Origin of the sequence: Nocardia xishanensis NBRC 101358, assembly GCF_001613365.1 — a bacterium.
Taxonomy (GTDB): domain Bacteria; phylum Actinomycetota; class Actinomycetes; order Mycobacteriales; family Mycobacteriaceae; genus Nocardia; species Nocardia xishanensis.
Map to the genome: position 1 here is coordinate 12,378 of NZ_BDCF01000016.1, position 17,606 is coordinate 29,983.

Here is a 17,606-nt window from a genome sequence, read left to right on the forward strand (position 1 = left end):
CGCTCGGTGGGGGGCCACCGAGCGCCGGTCGCGCTTATGGATTTGTCATCGTGAGAGCGAGGCGCGCAGATCGGTGATGGTGGCGCGGCGCTCGTAGGCGATCCAGGCGAAGATCGCGGCGAGGACCAGGGGGAAGATCGCCATCAGAGGCTTGTCGGCGATGAAAGCCTGCGTCCCGGCGGCGAGCACGGTGAGAACGGACAGACCCGCGGCAGCAAGGGCACTGAGCCGCGGCACCATCAGGCCGATACCGCCCGCGACCTCGACGACTCCGATGAAGATGAGCAGCCCGAAGGGGATGGTCAGATTCTCGGGGGCGTTGTCGGTCAGGGTGTTCGGTATAACGAGCTTCGGTCCGCCGGAGGCGATGATGAAGAACAGGCCGAGCAGGATCTGCAGGGTCCACAGGGCGCGGTTGCGGATCTTGCCGGGACGGTTGTTGGCGTCGTCGGAGAAGTCGGCGGTGGGGTTGGCGGTCGTCATTTCTGGTCCTTCTGGTCGGTCGCGCGGGGTTGGTAGCGCGTTCAACCAATAGGACGGAGCACCGTCCGAGGAGTCATCGCTGTGCGCGAAAGTTTTTCGGACGGGTCCGCTGAAGGGATGGCGCCATCAGCGCAATCCCGCCACCGCCGCCAGCACCGCGCGCCCCGCTTCCCGGTCGCCGACGGCGATGCGCGCGCTGCCGTCCGGGTATGCCTTCGCCGCGATCCGCGCTCGCCGCAACGCCGTCGCCACCCCGGGCCCGGGGAGGTAGAGGAAGTTGGCGTGGCTGCGGGGGACGGCGTGGCCGCAGGCGAGGAGTGCGTCGCGTAACGCTTCGCGTTCACCCGTGATGTGCCGGATCCGCGCCGTCAGCTCGGGTTCGGCCGCATAGGACGCGGATACGGCGGCGAGCGCACTGGCGGAGACGCCGAAGGGAAGTTGCAACCGCCGCACTCGCTCGACGAGCTCGCGCCGTCCGTACGCGTACCCGACGCGCAGTCCCGCCAGCCCGTACGCCTTCGAGAAGGTGCGCAGCACAAGCAGATTCGGGTGCTTGCGCAGCAGCGCGAGCGTGTCCATTCGCTCCTCGGGACCGAGGAATTCGGCGTACGCCTCGTCGAGAATTACCGTCACCCGGTTCGGCACGGCGTTCAAGAACGACTTCACCTCGCCCGCGGACAGGATGGTGCCGGTCGGATTGTGCGGACGGCACACCACGACCACCGCCGTCCGCTTGTCGATGGCCCGCCGCATCGCGGAAAGATCCTGATTGCCCGCGGCGTCCAACGGCACGGGTACCACCGTCATCCCGACCATCTCGGCCATGATCGGGTACCCGTCGAAGGTCGGCGCGCCGGTGACGATCTCCGCGCCGTCGAAGGCGACGGACTGCATGATCTGCATGGCCACCCCGGTCGCGCCGGAACCGACCACCACCTGGTCGTCCCGCACGCCGACGTGTCGCGCGATGATTCCGGGTAGCTGCCTAGGCAGGAACTCGGGATACCGATTCGCGTGCGCCAAAACCTCGTTCACGGCGCGCAGCACGGAAGGCAATGGCGGGAACGGATTCTCGCTCAGCGACAGGTCGAACCGCACCGGCGGTGGCGGCCGCCGGTGGTGCCGCGAGGACCGGGTGTCCTCGCTGAACCGGATGCTCATCCCGCCGCGCCCCAGCGCACCGCCGCGGCGGCGGCGAAATCACCCGCGTGCGCGAACGCGGACATCAGCACCACCGACCCGTTGCGCAGCCGACCGGCCCGGTTCTCCACATCCAGGGTGACGGGAATGGCCGCGGCGAACAGGTTTCCACACCGATCGAAGGTGTCCGGGTGCCGTTCGGGGGGCAGTTCGAGTGCGTCGTGCCAGTTGCGCAGGAACAGCCGGTTCGGCTGGTTGGTGACGAAAGTGTCGATGTCTCGGCCCTTTACACCGATCCGATCGCACACCGCGAGCGCCACCTCCGGCACCAGCCGATTGCCTCGCGCGAACACTTTCGTGACCTTCGATTCGGTGAAGCTGACGCATGCCTGACCCTCGCCGGGCTCCCAGTACTTGCGCTCGCCGTTTGTCGAGAAGTCCATGTCACCGGCGAATTCTGGATAGGTGCGGCATTCGATGTCGAGGACGGGTGCGCTGTCGTCCTTGACCAGCAGACCGACGCCGCATCCGTCACCGGGCACGGGCGCCTGCGCGAGCTTGCGGATCTCGGTCTGGGTGAACACCGGGCCCGCGCAATTCTGCGCGACCGCGATGAGCGCGGTGCGAGCGTCGCTGGTCTGCAAGATCATTCGGGCCAACGCCATCATGTTCACGAAGGCCGCGCACCCCCCGTTGTGGATGTCGTAGACGACGCGCGGCCGCATGCCGAGTCGCCTGGCGACCTCGGGACCGCCGCCCAACACCGGATTGTCCGGCAGCTGGGTGTGCGTGATCAGTACATCGATGTTCGAAAGAAGTTGCGTCCCATGACGTTCCCGCAACGGCTCGGCGGCGCGCTGGATCATGTCGACGGCCGTTTCGTCCCTGCTCACGTGGTGGCGAGCGCGCGGTGAGCGGAACATCACGTTCTTGGCCATCCGGTCCGAGCGGGCGAACTGGGTGAAGTATTCGGTGTCGACGGGCTCACCCGGCAGGTAGGAAGCCACGTCGACCAGGCTGACGGTCGGCATCGGCGAGGTATTCGGGTCGGTCGGGTACATCGGCTTACACTCCTCACTTCATCCACTCGGGCTTGATCGGAAGACCGTGCGCGGCACGGTATTCACAGATCGCCTTGAGGTTGTCGAGCTCGAGCTGGTGACCGGCGGAGAACATCTCCCAGAAGTCGCCGACCCACACCGGTCGCCCGGCGGGCGCGGTCTCGGGATAGGGGTTCTCGTCGTAGAACGGATGACGGCAATTCGTCCACAACACGACCGAACCCGGCTTGTGCAGCACCACCTGCGCGTCGACCACCCGCATCAGGTAGACCATCCACAGGTGTTCGCCCTGATCCCACGCGCAGTGGTAGTCGACGGTCATCGCGTCCGGATTGGCCACCGTGCGAGTGAATATCCGGGTCGCGTCGCCGAGCCGGTCATAGGCGAGCCACAGGCCCTTCTCCTCGGTTTCGGTGAATCCGCGCAGGCTGTAGGTCCATTCCTCCAGCGACCTGGTGTCGGCCAGATAGTCGTACACCTCGCGCGGCGGCGCGGCGATGTAGCCCTGGACCGGACAGAAATCGCCGAAGATCTGGTCGTGCGGATACACCGACCGCAGCATGTCCATGATGATCGGGGTTGTCGCGTCTTTGTCGGAATTCTCGATCCGCAGTACGCCGGGTACGGCGTCGTCCGGGATGTCGCTGAGCGCGGGCAGGGCGCTGGTCGTCACGGGGTCCTCCTGGAGTTCTCGATTGTGTCGATAAACGGGGTGAACGGGGGGATCTCGTCGGGGTCGCAGTCGATCGCGAGGAACGACGGCCCCGCTGTGCCGAGGCACTGGTCGAGCGCGCCGGTGAGCTCGTCGGTGGTGCGGACGGTGTAGGTGGGCAGGTCGGGAAACATGGCGGCGATGCCGTCGCCGAGAAAGGCGGGCCGGAAACGGTTGAAGCTGTAGCGGTCTCGGTAGTAGAGCTGTTCGCGGGTGACGCACATGGCGTGCGCGTTGTTGTTCAGCACCACGAAGGTGATCGGCAGCCGGTGCTGGACGGCGGTGTGCACCTCCATGCCGTGCATGTAGAACGATCCGTCGCCCGCGATCACCACGGTGTGTCCCGGCCCGCGTCGGGCGAACGCGGCGCCGATGCCCGCGCCGAACGCGTAGCCCATCCCGCCCATGCCGAGCGCGACGACGAAGCGCCCGCCGCGCGGCACCCGCAGGTGATGCACCGCGGCGGCGCCGGTGTTGCCCGCGTCGGCGAAGACGTCGGTGCCGTCGGGCAGCGCCGCGCCGATGATCTCGACGAGTTCGCGATAGCGCAGGCCCGGCCCGTTCGCCGGCGGCACCTGGAGCGGCGTCAGCGCGGCCGCATCCGGATCGGCGTGCGATCTGATTGCGGGGGAAGCGAATTCGTGGGCGAGCTCGCCGAGCGTGATCGACAGGTCGGTGCTCGTCGCGTGGATCGAGGGCAGGTACGGTGGCGCTACCCCGACGCTTGCCACGGTGAGGCCCGCGAGCAGATCGTCGAGCCCGGCGCGCGCGGTGACGGGCAGCCGGGTGCCGATCAGCAGGCAGAGCGCGGCGGACCGGAGGTCGGCGGTGAGTTCCGGATGACCCATGCTGCCCGCGACGCCGCAGAAGCCGGGGTCGAAGTTGTCGTAGGTGTCCTTAGCGTCCGGGGTCACTCCCACGGCAGCGTCCAGAGATGTTGCGAGACGGGCCAATTCGGCTCGCGCGTCATCGCGGGCGATCTGATCGCCCGCGATGATCACTATCTTCCCGGTACTTCGCGCTTCGGCGAGCGCGGAGCGCACCGCGGCGAGTCCGCTGACATCTCGACGGTGCGCTCGCGGCGGTATCCGGAACGGCGGGACCGCGTCGAGTCCGGACTGCTGCACATCCTTGGGTAGCAGCAGGACAGCGGGCCCACCGCGCCGGGCGGCGGCGACTGCCCTGACGACACTGTCCTGCAGTCGATCCGCCGTCTCCACGCGGGCGCAGTACCGGCTCACGGAGCCGAACAGGCGGACCGCATCGATCGCGCCCGCGCGCCCGCTGGAGTCCTGGAACGCCCCTCGGCCCTCCAGCGCCGTCGGCGGCTGACCGACGAGCGCCAGGACAGGCACCCGGGACGCGTACGATTCGGCAAGTCCGGCAACGAGATTCATCGCCCCGCCGCCGGAGGTCGCCGCGACGACGCCGAGCCCACCGGTCACCCGCGCGTAGCCGTCGGCCATTGTGGCCGCGGAGAATTCGTGCTTGGCCACCACTCCGGTGACCTCGGAGTCGAACAGTGCGTCGTAGAGGTCTTCGATATTCGCGCCGTCGACGCCGAAGATATGGCGCACGCCGAGTGCCGAAACCGCCCGAACCAGATGATCCACGACCCTGTTCGGCATGGACGCTCCCTTCCGCGGAGGTCGGCCGCTCGCGTGCGCACCGGCCGACCACATACCTCGTACACGAGGGATACGAATCAGTCCGGTGGCTGGTTCAACATCGAACGATTCGCGGCCGAGAAACCTGTTCGGCAGAGGTGCTTGCGTGTACGTATACATCTACGTATAGTGAGTCCATGCCCAACAAGACCATCTACGTGGCCGACGACGATCTACCGCTCTTCCAGCGCGCGCAGGAGCTGGTCGGCGGCAATCTCTCCGGCGCGGTGACCACGGCGCTGCGTCGTTTCATCGAGCTGGAGGAGGGTCGTCAGGAGGGGTACGAAGAGCTGGTCCTGCGGGTCGGCCACAACGGTGCTCGGCAGGTGCGGTTCGCCGGCAGCCTGCTCGGCGAATGGCGCGACATCAACGACAAGCGCATGGAGCACCTGCGGGTGTTTCGTACCAGGAAGGGCAAGTTCGCGCTGCACGCGCAGTACTCGAACTGGTCCGAATTCCCCACTGACACGAACATTTTCAAGGACTGGCGGCAGTGGCGACGCTTCCTCGGCGTAGGTGAGCAGGACTGGGGTGATTTCGTCTTGGAGATCGCCGACTCGCTCGCCGAGCTGAAGGACAAGATGCCCGCCAAGTTCTACGCGCGCGTCGCCGACATCGCGGACCATCCGCAGATCGAGGACCTCGACATCTAGGGGGTCGTAGTCGCGCGAACCACTCACGGCGTGGTCCGCGCGAAAAATCCACCGCGACAACCGAACAGCGTTCCATAGCGACACCGCACCGCCATTGGGCGGCGGTGCGGGTGATACATGCGCTTATTCGCATTCAGTTATTTGTTTTCACGAAAGGATCACCATGATCAACGGTCATCGCGTGCCGGCGATCTCGGCGCTCGGCCTGCGCAAGGCGTACGGCGAGCACGTGGTGCTCGACGGCATCGACCTCACCGTGCCGGAAGGCACCATCTTCTCGCTGCTCGGGCCGAACGGCGCAGGCAAGACCACCACCGTGCAGATCCTCACCACGCTGATCGGCGCGGACGCGGGCGAAATCCGCATCGGCGGACACGATCTCGTCACCGAGCCCAACGCGGTGCGGTCGGTGATCGGGGTGACCGGCCAGTTCTCCGCGGTCGACGAACTGCTCACCGGCCGGGAGAACCTGCTGCTCATGGCCGATCTGCACCACCTGCCGCGGCGCGAAGGCAAACGCCTGGCCGAGGATCTGCTCGCTCGGTTCGACCTGGTCGACGCCGCCGACAAGACGGCGGCGACCTACTCCGGCGGTATGACCCGCCGTCTCGATCTGGCGATGACGCTGGTCGGCGACCCGCGCGTCATCTTCCTCGACGAACCGACCACGGGCCTCGACCCGCGCAGCAGGCGGTCAATGTGGGAGATCATCAGGGCCCTCGTCGACGACTACAGCGTGACCGTCTTCCTCACCACGCAGTATCTGGAGGAGGCCGACCAGCTCGCCGATCGGATCGCCGTGCTGGACGGCGGACGCATCGTCGCGGAGGGCACCGCCGCGGAGTTGAAGAGGCTGGTGCCCGGCGGGCATATACGCCTCGAATTCGCCACGGCCGCAGCGCTCTCAGCGGCGGCGCTGGCACTCGGAGAGACCACCCGCGTTGTCGATTCGCAAGGCGACGGCGAACTGACTCTCGCCGTGCCGAGCGACGGCGGCGTGAAATCGCTTCGTTCCGTGCTCGATCGGCTCGACGATGCGCGGATCGAGGTCGAAGGCCTCTCCGTGCACACCCCCAACCTGGACGACGTATTCCTCACCCTCACCGGGCACCCCACCGCCGATAAGGAGACCGTGCGATGAGTACTCCCTCGCTTGCCCTCGCCGACTCGGCGACCATGCTGCGCCGAAATTTGTTGCACGTGAAACGTTATCCCGCGATGACGTTCAGCATCCTGGTGATGCCGGTCGTGCTGATGCTGGTGTTCACCTTCGTGTTCGGCGGCGCGCTGGAGAAGTCCTCCGGCGGCAATTACATCGACTACCTCACCCCGGGCATGATGCTCATGCTTCCGGCCTACCTGACGGTCTCTGTGGCGGTCTCCATCACCACCGACAAGACCAAGGGCATCGTGAATCGCTTTCGCACCATGGCGATCTCGCAGTCGTCGATGCTGGCCGGGCAGGTCGTCGGCGCGCTGATCCAGGCGCTGATCGGCGTGGTACTCATGGTCGCGGTGGCGCTGCTGGTCGGGTTCCGCCCGAACGCGAACCCGGTCGAATGGCTCGCGGTGTTCGGTCTCATCGGCCTGGTGATGTTCGCGTTCTCCTGGCTGGGAGTGGCGATCGGCCTGGTCGCGCCCACACCGGAGAGCGCGAGCAACATGCCGTTTCCCCTGGTGATGCTCCCGTTCCTCGGCAGCGGCCTGGTCGCCACCGACACCATGCCGGTCGGCATGCGCCAGTTCGCCGAGTACCAGCCGTTCACGCCGGTGACCGAGACGCTGCGCGGGCTGTTGATGGGCACCGAGATCGGCGCCAACGGCATCATCTCGATCGCCTGGTGCGCGGGCCTGGGCTTGGTCGGCTACGTGTGGTCGATGTCGCGGTTCCGCAAGCAGATCGCCTGATCACGCTGCGCAACAAGGTAATTCCCCCGCCGGAAGCTTCCGGCGGGGGAATTCGTCTTGCGGGCGGGTGCGGGCCGATGTCGGCTGACACCTCGACGTCCTAGATCGTTCCGGTCAAAACGATCTTGTTGGTCGCCGCCGACTTGATCTCCACCTTCTGCACCTGCTCGGGCGACATATCGATGGTGCGGTCGACAGTCAGCACGGTGCCGGGTCCGGCGGGCCACTGGTCCAGTTCGAGCTGTCTCCCGTCGGCGCCGGTCACCAGCAGCGTGTACTTGTAGGTGTATTGCAGGTCGCTCTCCCCGTAGGTGCAGGTCATCACGACGCGGGCGCGATCGCCGTCGGCCATCAGCTTGAAGCTGGCCGAGATCGGGGTCGCCTCGAGCGGGCTCATCGACCGTTCCGCGATCACCTGCTCGGCGACCGGCGGTGCGGGTTGGGGCGTCGTTTCGATCATCGGGACGGCGATGGCCACGGCGGCCGCGGCCGCCGCCACCGCACCGCCGACCGCGACCCATCGGCCGCGCCGCCTGCGCCGCCGTTCGGCCGCGGCGAGCTTGGGCAGGAGGTCGGGCACCGGAGGCGACGCTTCGAGTACCGCACCGTCGGGCATCCCGATCATGCCGAGCGCGGTCTCCGCCGGCACCAGCGCGAGCATGCCGGGCATGGCGGCGAGTTCGGCGACGGCGTTGCGGCAGTCGGGGCAACGGGTCAGGTGCTCCTCGTATTCGCGGCGCTCGCCGCCGGTGAGGGAGCCGAGGACGTACGGCGCGTCCCATGTCGTGTAGTCGTCGGCGACGTCCGTCATCGGTTCGTCACCCCCATTTCGTGCAAAGCCAGCCGCAGCGCCCGCATACCGTAATGCATGCGGGATTTGACGGTGCCGGGCGGAATCTCCAGTTCGGCCGCGATCTGGTGGGTCGACAGGCCGCGATAGTATGCGCGCACGATCACCTCCCGGTGGTCGCTGCTGAGCCGGGCCAGCGCGTCGGCGACCAGCCAGCCGTCCAACGTCCGATCGGCCTGATCCGGCGCCGGTTGTTCGGGCGGGTTGTCGGTGCGGAACTCCCTGCGGTTGCGCGCGCTGCGATGCTCGTCGACCACCAGGTTGCGGGCCACCGTGAACAACCACGCGCGCGCCGACATCGTCTGCTGATCGAGCACGTTCGGACGTTGCCACGCTCGCAACAGGGTCTCCTGCACGATGTCCTCGGCGCGTCCGGGGTCGTGCACCAGGCCGAGGGTGTAGCGCCACAGCGCGGGCGCGTGCTCCTCGTACAGCACGCGCATCAATTCGGCTTGGTCGCCCGACGCGCCCGCGGACTCGCGGTTCGCCGCGGTAGCGTCGTTCGGCCGAGGTTGGTCCGGCGTGCCCGGTGAGTTACCCATGCACTCACCGGATCAGTTCTTGCGCTTCACGATGTGGACTCCTTCTCGTCTGAGGAGTACACGAGCTCAGTTGCGTTCCAGTTCAATCGGGTGGGTGGCCAGCAGCGAGAGCGGCAGCGGCTGGCGGCGCAGCACATGCGCCCAGAGATCGGAGCGGCCCGTGCTGATCGGGTCGGAGGAGAGCGCGGAGAGCACGATCCAGTCGTCGTTCTCCAGCTCACCCTCCAGCTGACCGAAGGTCCAGCCGGAATAGCCCGCGAAGATCCGGACGCCCTCGACGAGCGGGGCGATGCGATCGGGATCGGCGTCGAGATCGACGAGAACCACGCGACCGTCGACCCGGCGCAGGCCGGACACGCCCGCGGTGGTGGCGCCTGCCTTCAGGGTGCCGAGACACAGCGCGGCGTCCCGTTTCACCGGCCCGCCGCTGAACAGGGTGCGCGGTGTGGTGGCGAGATCGGCCCAGCGCGGCAGCACGTCGTGCACCGCGGTGTCGGTCGGGCGGTTGAGTACGACGCCGAGGCTGCCGGAGTCGTTGTGCTCGATGATGTACACGACGGTTCTTCGGAAGGTCGGTTCGACCAGATCCGTCGTCGCCAGCAGCAGGGTGCCCGCCCGTACCGCCTGCTCGCCGCGCCGGAAATCGCGACGGCGACGGTCACCGTGCCCGCCGTGAGTTTTCCGATCATCCGGGTCGTCTCCGCGTGCCACTCGCACATCATCGCAGTTTGTGCGCCGCAGTGCTCGTTTCCAGGCCCCTTGATTTCGGCCGAAGTTCACGTCGGGACAAAAACGGCGGTAACTGTCTGAGTCAATTTTCCGCACCGGCTCGGCGGTCCGCCGCCCGATGTGGCACATACGCCGCAACGTCGTAGAGTCGGCGTTATGGAAGCGCCCGAGGTGATCCTCGAGAACAGTGACGCCGTGTACGACTACTACCGCGATCACCGGCAGAACCGGCTGAAGGCGATGGCCGCGTATGCCCTTCTGGGACGCCGCTACCATCCCCGGGTCAGCTATGCCGAGCGGGCCAAGGAAGCGGTGCGGGCGCTGACCAGGTCGGGCAAGCCGATCATTTTCGCGATCAACCATCTTTCGCAGAACGATCCGTACACGGTCGCCGCGGCGGCTTGGCGCAGCCCGCTGCGCTCGATCATCGGCCGGGTGCGGGTGCTGGCCAAGGACGAGCTGTTCATCGACCCCGACCAGCGGCGCAAGGTCGACATGATGGGCGGCATCCCGGTCTTCCGCGGCAAGGATCACGGCATCAGAGCGGTGAACGCGGCGGGACAGCGCATGATGGACGTCTGCGCGGAACGCCTCGCGCGCGGCGATCACATCGCGGTCTTCCCGGAAGGTACGTGCAACGATGTCGACCCGACCAAGGTGCAGTCCGTCGGCAGCGGCATCGGGCACATCGCGTTCCGCGCCATGAAGCTGGGCGTGCAGCCGACGCTGGTCAGCCTCGGCCTGAGCTACGGCCCGCGTCCCGACCCGAAGATCGAGCCGACGAAGGAAGAGGCCAAGTCGGCCAGTTTCTACTTCCAGTCGCCGATCGCCGACCTGCCGGGCAAGCCCGCGGAGATCGCGCGCCTGGTGCACGCGGATCTACAGCTCGCACTCGACGGCGCCGTCGCGAACTACTGAGTCACTGCGGCAGATCGAGGCGCTGTCTGGCCCACTGCGGCACCGCGGCAATGTACTCCGGATGTGTCTGCACGAAATGGTGGACCAAGGGGCACATCGGCAGCACGCCGAACCCCTCGCGCCGAGTGCCGGCCAGCGCCGTGCCGATCAACTGCGTGGCGTAGCCCTGCCGCTCGTAGTCCGGGTAGATCTCGGTGTGCACGAACGCGCGCTCGGACGCGGTGTCCTGGTACTCCGCGTATCCGGCGATCGCACCGTCGACGTAGATCTCGAAGCGTTCCAGGGCGATATTGTTGCGGATCTCGGTCGACATGGCTCGACGCTACTCCGGTGCGCCCTTCGGCGAGACATCGCAACGCGTCCCGGTGTGAAATCGCCCGTTCGACTTGTCTACCCGGCGACGGCCCGACCAGAATGCTCTTGGTCGCGCCGTGCGCTTTGCCGAGAGCGGCGGTTCGGCGGAGGTGCGAAAACATGATGAGGACGCGTATTTCACGGGTGGCCGCCGCGCTCGCCGCGGCCGGACTGCTCGCCGGATCGGTGGTGACGGGATTCGCTAGCGCCGCACCGATTTTCGGATCCTGCCCGGAGGGTTCGGTGCCGGCGGGATCGGGCGCGCAGTGCGCCGTGATCAGCGTGCCGATGAATCACTCCGAACCCGACGGCCCGCGTATCGATCTCACCGTCAGCCGGATCGCCGCCACCGGCGAACGGCACGGCCTCATCTTCGCCAACCCGGGCGGTCCCGGTGCGGACGCGCTCGGGTTCTGGGCGCAGCGCCTCGAGGTCGTGCCCGCCGAATTGAACGCCCACTACGACCGCGTCGCCGTGCAGCCGCGCGGGCTGCGCTGGGCTACACCGCTGCGCTGTGCATCCGGCCCGGAAAATGCGGAGGGACAGCAGGTTTCGATCGGCGGTGGTAGCCGCGACGAGATCAAAGCGGCCTGCGACGCCGCGCAGCCCGGCTACCTGGACACCATCACCACCGAGAACACCGCCCGCGACATGGACGCGGTGCGCGCCGCCCTCGGCATCGAGCGGATCAGCTATCTCGGCACCTCGTACGGCACCTACCTCGGCGCGGTCTACGCCTCGCTGTTCCCGGACCGGGTGGAGCGCATGGTGCTCGACTCCAATGTGCACCCGGACTGGGTGTGGAACGAGGAGTTCGCCCAGCAACAGGCCGCGGGCAAGCAGCGCCTCGACGACCTGTTCGCCTGGATCGCCGAGCACAACGGCGATTACCGGCTCGGCGACACGGCATTGCGCGTCTACCAGAACTGGGTGCGGTTGGTCTCCGCGCAGGGCGGCGGCTGGTACGCCAATCTGACGCCGCCGCCCGCTAGCGTGGCCGACCTGCCGGGCGAACTGCCCGAGCCGCTGGCCGAGCTCGCCCGCGACGGCTTCAACGGCACCGTCGAACAGGGCGGCAAACTCCAGAACCTGTTGCGCACCTTGATCTCCGGCGGCGGCTCGGCACAGGTGCCGCTGGTCGGTGCGACCGCGGTGGCGACCTACACTCGTTCGTTCTGGCCGACTTTCGCGCGAGCGATGTCCGACGCCAACGGCGATCCCGCCAACGTGCAGCGGCTGCTCGCCATCGAGGGCGCCACCGCCACCGACCCCACCGGCCGCTTCGTCTTCTCCGCGATCACCTGCAACGAGAACGCGGTGCCGGGCCGCCCGGAACTGATCGGCGCAGCCATCGGCACCATCGCCTCCGGCGGCAACGCCATGGACGCCCGCGCCGACCTGGTTCGCGCCGGCCTCAGCTGCGGAGGCTGGCGGCCCGTCGCCGAACCGGTTCCGCTCAGCGGCGCCGCCCTGCGCACGAAACCGCTTCTGCTGCAAAGCAGATACGACGCACTCACGCAATACGAAGGCGGCCCGGCGATGGCACGGGCGCTCCAGGGTTCGCTGATCACCGTCGAAGGAGGCGACCACGGCACCTTCGGCCGCGGCAACCCCGCGGTCGACGACGCGGTGCTCACGTATCTGCGCACCGGAGAGGTCACCATCAGCCACGCCGAACAGGCGCCGCTGCCGAGCCGGTGACGCCTGTACCTCCCGGTTTCCCGCCCAGGTCCGGGGTCGCATAGCCTTTGCACGCCTCGCAGACCGCAGAGCCTCTGCGAGGTGTGCGGAAGGTGTGCGACGCCCGATATGGCAGGTCCGGCGCCATGCGGTGGAAATGCGCTGTTCGGATGTCGAATGAGCTGGTGTCGTGTGCCGTTCAGAGGTGCCGCTCGGCGATGCGGACGCCGATTCGTTCGAGCAGTTGTGCGGCGTTAGCCATGGAGCGAGTCGGGTCCGGTTCCAAGTCGCTGAGCGAGTAGCAGGCGGTGAAGCCTGCGGTGCGCAGTGCGTCCGGTTCGAGCTGAACGCGGCCCGCGACCGCGACGGCCGGGACACCGGCGGCGCGCGCCGCCGCGCAGACGCCGATGGGTGCCTTGCCGTGCAGGCTTTGGGTATCGAGCGAGCCCTCGCCCGTCACCACGAGCGTCGCGTCGCGGAGCAGCGAGGGGAAGTCGAGGAGTTCGAGCAGCACCTCGATGCCGCTGCGCACCTGTGCGCCGAGCACCGCGAGCGCGCCGAAGCCTGTGCCGCCCGCCGCTCCGGCACCCGGCCTCTCGGCGAATTCCGTGCCGACAAGCCGCGCCCAATTAGTCAGCGCCGCTTCGAGAATCGCTCGCTGTGCGGCGTCGGCGCCCTTCTGTGGCGCGTACACCGCGACCGCGCCGTTCGGCCCGAGCAGCGGATTGTCCACATCGCAAGCGAGCGTGAAGCGGGCAGCGGCCGCCGCGGGGTGCAATCCGCCGCGATCGATGTGTGCCGCACAGGTCAAAGCGCCTCCGCCCGAGGGCAATTCACGGCCTTCGGCATCGAGGACGCGGACGCCGAGCGCGCGCAGCAGACCCGCGCCACCGTCGGTGGACGCGCTGCCGCCCAAGCCGAGCACGATGTGCGTGGCGCCACGCTCCAGTGCGTCGGCGATGAGCACGCCGAGCCCCTCGGTCCCCGCGCCGAGCGGATCGAATTGTTCCCCAGGCAGTTTCGACAGGCCGACGACCTCGGCCAACTCCACGACGGCGGTATCGCCCCGCACCGCGTAGGACGCAGGCGCGGGCACGCCGGTCGGCCCCGGCGCGATCGACTCGACCCGCTCCCATCCGGCGGCGACGAACGCGTCGACGGTGCCCTCACCGCCGTCGGCGACCGGAACCTGCCGGATCTCCGTGTCCGGTCGCGTCGCCGCGATCCCGGCCGCCAGCGCGCCCGCTACCGCCGATGCGGGCAGCGAACCCTTGAACTTGTCGGGCGCGAGCAGCACCCGTGGCGCAGGATTCATTCCCACATTCTCGGCTCGAGCTCGAACCACCGCGCGCCGCGGCAGTCCGCGTTGTGGGTTCTTCTGTGTCCTCAGCCGACCGACGCGAGATTCCCGAGCAGTTCCACCCGGTGCTTGTCGCCCCACTCCTCGAGCGGGCGCAGCGCCGCCGCGAGCTCGTGGCCGATCGGGGTCAGCGAGTACTCGACGCGCGGCGGGATCTCCGGGAACACCTCGCGGTGCACGACGCCGCTCGACTCCAGCTGGCGCAGATTTTCGGCGAGGACCTTCTCGCTGACGCCTTCCAGCAGGCGCCGGATTTCGCCGAAGCGTTGCGGGCCCGCGCCGAGCACCCACATCAGGTGCAGTTTCCATTTGCCGCCGACGACGTCGATCGCGACCGACATGCCGCACACATCGTGATCCGCGTCACTCTTGCCGTTCATCGCCGACCTCCTGACCATATTTCGGACCTCGAGGTAAGTATCCCCACCTCGACGTACGGTCTTGTCGACTCTACCTGCGCAGACGACCATCGGTTCCGGCGCCGCGAACCAGCAATCCAGAACCGAAGGGGCACACAATGTCCGAGCAGTCCACCCGTTCCGTTTCCGTCATCGGCCTCGGTCCGATGGGCCAGGCGATGGTGCGGGCCTTCCTCGACGCGGGCGTCGAGGTGACCGTCTGGAATCGCAGCACCGCCAAGGTCGACGCGATGGTCGAACTCGGCGCGAAGCGGGCCGCGACGGTCGCCGACGCGCTGGACGCCAACGAGGTGACCGTGCTCAGCCTGACCCACTACGCCGCCATGTACGACGTGCTCGGCCAGGCCGAGGACCGGCTGGCGGGCAAGGTGATCGCCAATCTGTCGTCGGATTCGCCGGAGAAAGCCCGCCGTGGCGCGGCGTGGGTGCGTGAGCGCGGCGCCCAGTTCATCTCGGGCGGCGTCATGTCGGCGGGCGACAACATCACCCATCCCGCGTCCTACATCTTCTACAGCGGTCCGCGCGAGGTGTTCGACGCGCACGCCGAGCTGCTGCGCCCGCTGAGCCCGCAGGAGTACCTCGGCGAGGACGACGGTCTGGCCCAGATCTTCTACCAGGCGCTGCTCGTCATCTTCCACCCGTGGCTGCTGGCCTTCGACCAGGCCACCGCCGTGATCGCGAAGTCGGGCCACGACATCGCGCAGTTCGTGCCGTTCGCGGTGCGGTCCAGCGAGGCGTTCCCGTACTTCATGCAGGAGTTCTCCGTCGCCAACCAGGCGGGCGGCTGGGCCGACCTGGCCAGTTTGAAGATGATGGACGCGGGCGCGCAGCACATCATCGACGCCAGCGAGGAGGTCGGCGTCGACGCCACCTTCTCGCACACCGCACAGTCGTTCTGGCGCAAGGCCATCGCCGCCAGCGAGGAGCGCGGCAGGGCGGTCTCCACCTACGAGCTCATGCTGGGCGAGCGCGCGGCGGACGCGGTGTGAGCCGCCCGGACGCGTCTCGCTCGGTGTTCGTCATCGGCCTCGGAGCAGCATTCGCCCACTGACTCAAGCGGTTTCGGACCCGGAGCCGAGACGGGGGAACGGGGCGGTGGAGAACACGACCTCCACCGCCACCTCGAAGTACTCCGCGATGCGCAGCGCGAGGTGCAGGCTCGGGCTGTATTCGCCGCGCTCGAGGTAACCGATCGTCTGATAGTGCACGCCGAGCGCCTCCGCCAGCTCGCGCCGGGAGATGCCGCGCTCGGCGCGCAGCATGGCGATCCGGTTGTAGATGACCTCAGTAGGCACGCTGCATGGCCTTCTCGCGTCGGGCGGCGACGCTGGAACCCGATTCCCGCCGAGCCATCCTGCGCAACAGGATCGGCGCGAGGACGAATCCCGCAGCGGCCCAGATACCAAGCACCGCAATGGTTTCCATGTGTCGCCAGGAGCCGCCGAGTTCGACGGCCGCCGCCTCGTCCGGCAACATCGCCGCGCGCATGCCGAGGCCGAGCCAGTAGATCGGGAAGCACTGGGCGATTCCCTGCACCCAGCCCGGCATCGAGGTGATCGGGTAGAAGATGCCCGATACCGCGACCAGGCCCATGATGGGCATGGACGCGAAACCCACCCCGCGCGGGTTGGCGAACAGCGAACCGATGGACGCGCCGATGGGCAGCGTGGCCAGCATGCCGAGCAGCACGATGCCGATCAGCGACAGCCACGCGCCCGCGGTGTTCAGCGCGACATCGCCCACCACGAACAATCCTGGAACGAGCACGATGACGAACGGCACGAGCACCCAGCCCGACACCGTGACCACCTTGCCGACCAGGTAGCCGACCATGCCGTTCGGAGTCGCCTTGGCGCGCAACAAGGTTCCGTCCTCGCGCTCCATGCTCAGCAGCTGGGCGATGCCGAAGATGCCGTTGAACGAGATCAGCATGCCGAGAATGCTTGGCAGCGCGAGCGTCCCGAGCATGAAGCCGCTCGAGCCGAACGTCGCGTCGCGCATGAAGATCAGCACGACCACCATGATGACCGGCCAGAACAGCAAGCCGAACAGATCCTGGCCGTTGGTCACCGTCTGGCGCAACTCGATCACTCCGCGAGCCAAGCCCGCGCGGACCGCGTTCGTGATCGGGTTCATCGCGTCACCTCCTCCAAGGCGTGGACCTCGTTCTCCAGCTGTCCGGATTCGAACTGCCGCACCAGTGTCATATACGTGTCCTCGAGCGACGCGCGCCGCACCTCGAGTTCGCCGATCTCCTCGCCGTACTGCTTGAACAGCTCGTAGACGAACTTGGTCGACTCGGTGGTGGTGTGCACGAAGCGCTGGCCGTCGCGAGTCCAGCGCACCTCGGCTTCGCCCGCGATGCGGCGGGACAGTTCGTCGGCCGAACCGTCCGCGATGATCCGCCCGCCCGCCAGGATCAGGATGCGATCGGCCAGCTTCTCGGCCTCGTCCAGATCGTGCGTGGTGAGCAGGATCGTGGTTTGCAGTTCGTCGGCCAAACGGTGGATGAGGTCGTGGAATTCGCGCCGGGCCTGGGGATCGAAACCGGCCGTCGGCTCGTCGAGGAACAGCAGTTCCGGGCGGCCGACGATGCCGATGGCCACGTCGAGCCTGCGTCGCTGACCGCCGGACAGGGACATGATCTTCGTGCCTGCCTGTTCGGTCAGGCCGACGGCCTCGATGAGTTCGTCGGTATCCCACGGCCTGCGGATTCGCTCGGTGCCGTACGGCGCGTAGTAACCGCCGAGATTGGAAAGCAGTTCGCGCACACGCCATTTGCCGTGATCGCGCCACGATTGCAGGACGACGCCGATGCGGGCGCGCCAATCCTCGCCGCCGTGCGCCGGATCGGCGCCGAGCACCTCGACCCGCCCCGCTGACCGGATGCGGAAGCCTTCGAGTATCTCGATAGTGGTGGTCTTGCCCGCGCCGTTGGGCCCGAGCAGGGCCAGCACTTCACCGTGCCGAGCGTGGAAGCCGACACCGTGCAGGACGTCTTTCGCGCCGTACCGCATTCGCAGACCCTCGACTTGGATCACGACGCCATCGCCCACAGTCATGGCACCCTCCCGTTGTGTGGACCAGATGATTCGTAGCATAACTACTACATCTCGAGGGAACAATGCTT

Annotated in this window: 20 protein-coding genes; 6 read left to right on the forward strand and 14 right to left on the reverse strand. The window is 67.6% G+C overall.

Annotated elements, in window-relative coordinates:
• Positions 1 to 45: 45 nt before the first annotated feature.
• The 5 genes from NX1_RS14935 to NX1_RS14955 form a co-directional block, all read right to left on the reverse strand.
• Positions 46 to 483, reverse strand: coding sequence for a DoxX family protein (locus NX1_RS14935; RefSeq protein WP_068058817.1), 438 nt, complete (start codon positions 481 to 483; stop codon positions 46 to 48).
• Positions 484 to 609: 126 nt separating this feature from the next.
• Positions 610 to 1,644, reverse strand: coding sequence for an aminotransferase class I/II-fold pyridoxal phosphate-dependent enzyme (locus NX1_RS14940; protein ID WP_068058819.1), 1,035 nt, complete (start codon positions 1,642 to 1,644; stop codon positions 610 to 612).
• A complete protein-coding gene (locus NX1_RS14945; RefSeq protein WP_068059063.1) occupies positions 1,641 to 2,654 on the reverse strand; it encodes a 3-oxoacyl-ACP synthase III family protein in 1,014 nt (337 codons plus the stop codon). The genes NX1_RS14940 and NX1_RS14945 overlap by 4 nt, the downstream gene beginning before the upstream one ends.
• 43 nt (positions 2,655 to 2,697) lie before the next feature.
• On the reverse strand, positions 2,698 to 3,357 hold the full coding sequence (locus NX1_RS14950; RefSeq protein WP_068058821.1) for a DUF8713 domain-containing protein: 660 nt from the start codon (positions 3,355 to 3,357) through the stop codon (positions 2,698 to 2,700).
• The gene (locus NX1_RS14955; RefSeq protein ID WP_068058823.1) at positions 3,354 to 5,024 is read right to left on the reverse strand and encodes a thiamine pyrophosphate-binding protein; all 1,671 of its coding nucleotides are present in this window, start codon (positions 5,022 to 5,024) and stop codon (positions 3,354 to 3,356) included. Before NX1_RS14955 ends, NX1_RS14950 begins: the two co-directional genes overlap by 4 nt.
• A gap of 176 nt (positions 5,025 to 5,200) precedes the next feature.
• Between NX1_RS14955 and NX1_RS14960 the strand changes: the two genes are divergently transcribed.
• The 3 genes from NX1_RS14960 to NX1_RS14970 all read left to right on the forward strand — a co-directional run bounded on the left by NX1_RS14960 (position 5,201) and on the right by NX1_RS14970 (position 7,624).
• On the forward strand, positions 5,201 to 5,716 hold the full coding sequence (locus NX1_RS14960; RefSeq protein WP_068058825.1) for an EXLDI protein: 516 nt from the start codon (positions 5,201 to 5,203) through the stop codon (positions 5,714 to 5,716).
• A gap of 163 nt (positions 5,717 to 5,879) precedes the next feature.
• A complete protein-coding gene (locus NX1_RS14965) occupies positions 5,880 to 6,857 on the forward strand; it encodes an ATP-binding cassette domain-containing protein (protein ID WP_068058827.1) in 978 nt (325 codons plus the stop codon).
• Entirely contained in the window at positions 6,854 to 7,624 is a 771-nt protein-coding gene (locus NX1_RS14970; RefSeq protein WP_068058829.1) for an ABC transporter permease, read from the forward strand. The genes NX1_RS14965 and NX1_RS14970 overlap by 4 nt, the downstream gene beginning before the upstream one ends.
• A 100-nt stretch (positions 7,625 to 7,724) precedes the next feature.
• Here the strand turns inward: NX1_RS14970 and NX1_RS14975 are convergent, their stop codons facing one another.
• The 3 genes from NX1_RS14975 to NX1_RS14985 all read right to left on the reverse strand — a co-directional run bounded on the left by NX1_RS14975 (position 7,725) and on the right by NX1_RS14985 (position 9,727).
• Positions 7,725 to 8,435, reverse strand: a complete 711-nt coding sequence (locus NX1_RS14975; protein ID WP_068058831.1) for an anti-sigma factor family protein — start codon at positions 8,433 to 8,435, stop codon at positions 7,725 to 7,727.
• Positions 8,432 to 9,016: a sigma-70 family RNA polymerase sigma factor gene (locus NX1_RS14980; RefSeq protein WP_084501443.1), complete on the reverse strand. Its 585-nt coding sequence runs from the start codon at positions 9,014 to 9,016 to the stop codon at positions 8,432 to 8,434. Before NX1_RS14980 ends, NX1_RS14975 begins: the two co-directional genes overlap by 4 nt.
• A 66-nt stretch (positions 9,017 to 9,082) precedes the next feature.
• Positions 9,083 to 9,727 carry a YqgE/AlgH family protein gene (locus NX1_RS14985; RefSeq protein ID WP_068058833.1) on the reverse strand — a complete coding sequence of 215 codons (645 nt, stop codon included), beginning with the start codon at positions 9,725 to 9,727 and terminating at the stop codon, positions 9,083 to 9,085.
• A 174-nt stretch (positions 9,728 to 9,901) separates the two neighbouring features.
• On the opposite strand from NX1_RS14985, the gene NX1_RS14990 reads away from it, so the two are divergent.
• Positions 9,902 to 10,663, forward strand: coding sequence for a lysophospholipid acyltransferase family protein (locus tag NX1_RS14990; protein ID WP_068058835.1), 762 nt, complete (start codon positions 9,902 to 9,904; stop codon positions 10,661 to 10,663).
• Position 10,664: 1 nt separating this feature from the next.
• On the opposite strand, the gene NX1_RS14995 is transcribed toward NX1_RS14990, so the two are convergent.
• Positions 10,665 to 10,976 (reverse strand): GNAT family N-acetyltransferase, encoded by a 312-nt coding sequence (locus tag NX1_RS14995; protein ID WP_068058837.1) that lies wholly within the window; start codon positions 10,974 to 10,976, stop codon positions 10,665 to 10,667.
• A 161-nt stretch (positions 10,977 to 11,137) separates the two neighbouring features.
• Here NX1_RS14995 and NX1_RS15000 point away from each other — a divergent pair, with 161 nt between their 5' ends.
• Complete coding sequence (locus NX1_RS15000; protein WP_068058839.1) at positions 11,138 to 12,718, forward strand: alpha/beta hydrolase; 1,581 nt, start codon at positions 11,138 to 11,140, stop codon at positions 12,716 to 12,718.
• Between the two features lie 178 nt (positions 12,719 to 12,896).
• Here the strand turns inward: NX1_RS15000 and NX1_RS15005 are convergent, their stop codons facing one another.
• Both NX1_RS15005 and NX1_RS15010 read right to left on the reverse strand, forming a co-directional pair.
• The gene (locus NX1_RS15005; RefSeq protein ID WP_068058841.1) at positions 12,897 to 14,012 is read right to left on the reverse strand and encodes a glycerate kinase; all 1,116 of its coding nucleotides are present in this window, start codon (positions 14,010 to 14,012) and stop codon (positions 12,897 to 12,899) included.
• A 71-nt stretch (positions 14,013 to 14,083) separates the two neighbouring features.
• Positions 14,084 to 14,437: a winged helix-turn-helix transcriptional regulator gene (locus NX1_RS15010; RefSeq protein ID WP_068058843.1), complete on the reverse strand. Its 354-nt coding sequence runs from the start codon at positions 14,435 to 14,437 to the stop codon at positions 14,084 to 14,086.
• A gap of 137 nt (positions 14,438 to 14,574) precedes the next feature.
• Between NX1_RS15010 and NX1_RS15015 the strand changes: the two genes are divergently transcribed.
• A complete protein-coding gene (locus tag NX1_RS15015; RefSeq protein ID WP_068058845.1) occupies positions 14,575 to 15,465 on the forward strand; it encodes an NAD(P)-dependent oxidoreductase in 891 nt (296 codons plus the stop codon).
• A gap of 63 nt (positions 15,466 to 15,528) precedes the next feature.
• Here NX1_RS15015 and NX1_RS15020 read toward each other — a convergent pair whose 3' ends face one another.
• Genes NX1_RS15020 through NX1_RS15030 form a run of 3 tightly spaced genes read right to left on the reverse strand, consistent with a single transcriptional unit; the run spans position 15,529 to position 17,538 of the window.
• On the reverse strand, positions 15,529 to 15,771 hold the full coding sequence (locus NX1_RS15020; protein WP_174555485.1) for a helix-turn-helix transcriptional regulator: 243 nt from the start codon (positions 15,769 to 15,771) through the stop codon (positions 15,529 to 15,531).
• Positions 15,761 to 16,612: an ABC transporter permease gene (locus NX1_RS15025; RefSeq protein ID WP_068058847.1), complete on the reverse strand. Its 852-nt coding sequence runs from the start codon at positions 16,610 to 16,612 to the stop codon at positions 15,761 to 15,763. The genes NX1_RS15020 and NX1_RS15025 overlap by 11 nt, the downstream gene beginning before the upstream one ends.
• A complete protein-coding gene (locus NX1_RS15030) occupies positions 16,609 to 17,538 on the reverse strand; it encodes an ABC transporter ATP-binding protein (protein WP_068058849.1) in 930 nt (309 codons plus the stop codon). Before NX1_RS15030 ends, NX1_RS15025 begins: the two co-directional genes overlap by 4 nt.
• Positions 17,539 to 17,606 lie beyond the last annotated feature (68 nt).

Excerpts from the sequence above, each read along its gene's own strand:
- NX1_RS14935 (WP_068058817.1), bottom strand. The coding sequence starts at position 483 with ATGACGACCGCCAACCCCACCGCCGACTTCTCCGACGACGCCAACAAC.
- NX1_RS14940 (WP_068058819.1), bottom strand. The coding sequence starts at position 1,644 with ATGAGCATCCGGTTCAGCGAGGACACCCGGTCCTCGCGGCACCACCGG.
- NX1_RS14945 (WP_068059063.1), bottom strand. The coding sequence starts at position 2,654 with ATGCCGACCGTCAGCCTGGTCGACGTGGCTTCCTACCTGCCGGGTGAG.
- NX1_RS14955 (WP_068058823.1), bottom strand. The coding sequence starts at position 5,024 with ATGCCGAACAGGGTCGTGGATCATCTGGTTCGGGCGGTTTCGGCACTC.
- NX1_RS14960 (WP_068058825.1), top strand. The coding sequence starts at position 5,201 with ATGCCCAACAAGACCATCTACGTGGCCGACGACGATCTACCGCTCTTC.
- NX1_RS14965 (WP_068058827.1), top strand. The coding sequence starts at position 5,880 with ATGATCAACGGTCATCGCGTGCCGGCGATCTCGGCGCTCGGCCTGCGC.
- NX1_RS14970 (WP_068058829.1), top strand. The coding sequence starts at position 6,854 with ATGAGTACTCCCTCGCTTGCCCTCGCCGACTCGGCGACCATGCTGCGC.
- NX1_RS14975 (WP_068058831.1), bottom strand. The coding sequence starts at position 8,435 with ATGACGGACGTCGCCGACGACTACACGACATGGGACGCGCCGTACGTC.
- NX1_RS14980 (WP_084501443.1), bottom strand. The coding sequence starts at position 9,016 with ATGGGTAACTCACCGGGCACGCCGGACCAACCTCGGCCGAACGACGCT.
- NX1_RS14990 (WP_068058835.1), top strand. The coding sequence starts at position 9,902 with ATGGAAGCGCCCGAGGTGATCCTCGAGAACAGTGACGCCGTGTACGAC.
- NX1_RS14995 (WP_068058837.1), bottom strand. The coding sequence starts at position 10,976 with ATGTCGACCGAGATCCGCAACAATATCGCCCTGGAACGCTTCGAGATC.
- NX1_RS15000 (WP_068058839.1), top strand. The coding sequence starts at position 11,138 with ATGATGAGGACGCGTATTTCACGGGTGGCCGCCGCGCTCGCCGCGGCC.
- NX1_RS15005 (WP_068058841.1), bottom strand. The coding sequence starts at position 14,012 with ATGAATCCTGCGCCACGGGTGCTGCTCGCGCCCGACAAGTTCAAGGGT.
- NX1_RS15010 (WP_068058843.1), bottom strand. The coding sequence starts at position 14,437 with ATGAACGGCAAGAGTGACGCGGATCACGATGTGTGCGGCATGTCGGTC.
- NX1_RS15015 (WP_068058845.1), top strand. The coding sequence starts at position 14,575 with ATGTCCGAGCAGTCCACCCGTTCCGTTTCCGTCATCGGCCTCGGTCCG.
- NX1_RS15025 (WP_068058847.1), bottom strand. The coding sequence starts at position 16,612 with ATGAACCCGATCACGAACGCGGTCCGCGCGGGCTTGGCTCGCGGAGTG.
- NX1_RS15030 (WP_068058849.1), bottom strand. The coding sequence starts at position 17,538 with ATGACTGTGGGCGATGGCGTCGTGATCCAAGTCGAGGGTCTGCGAATG.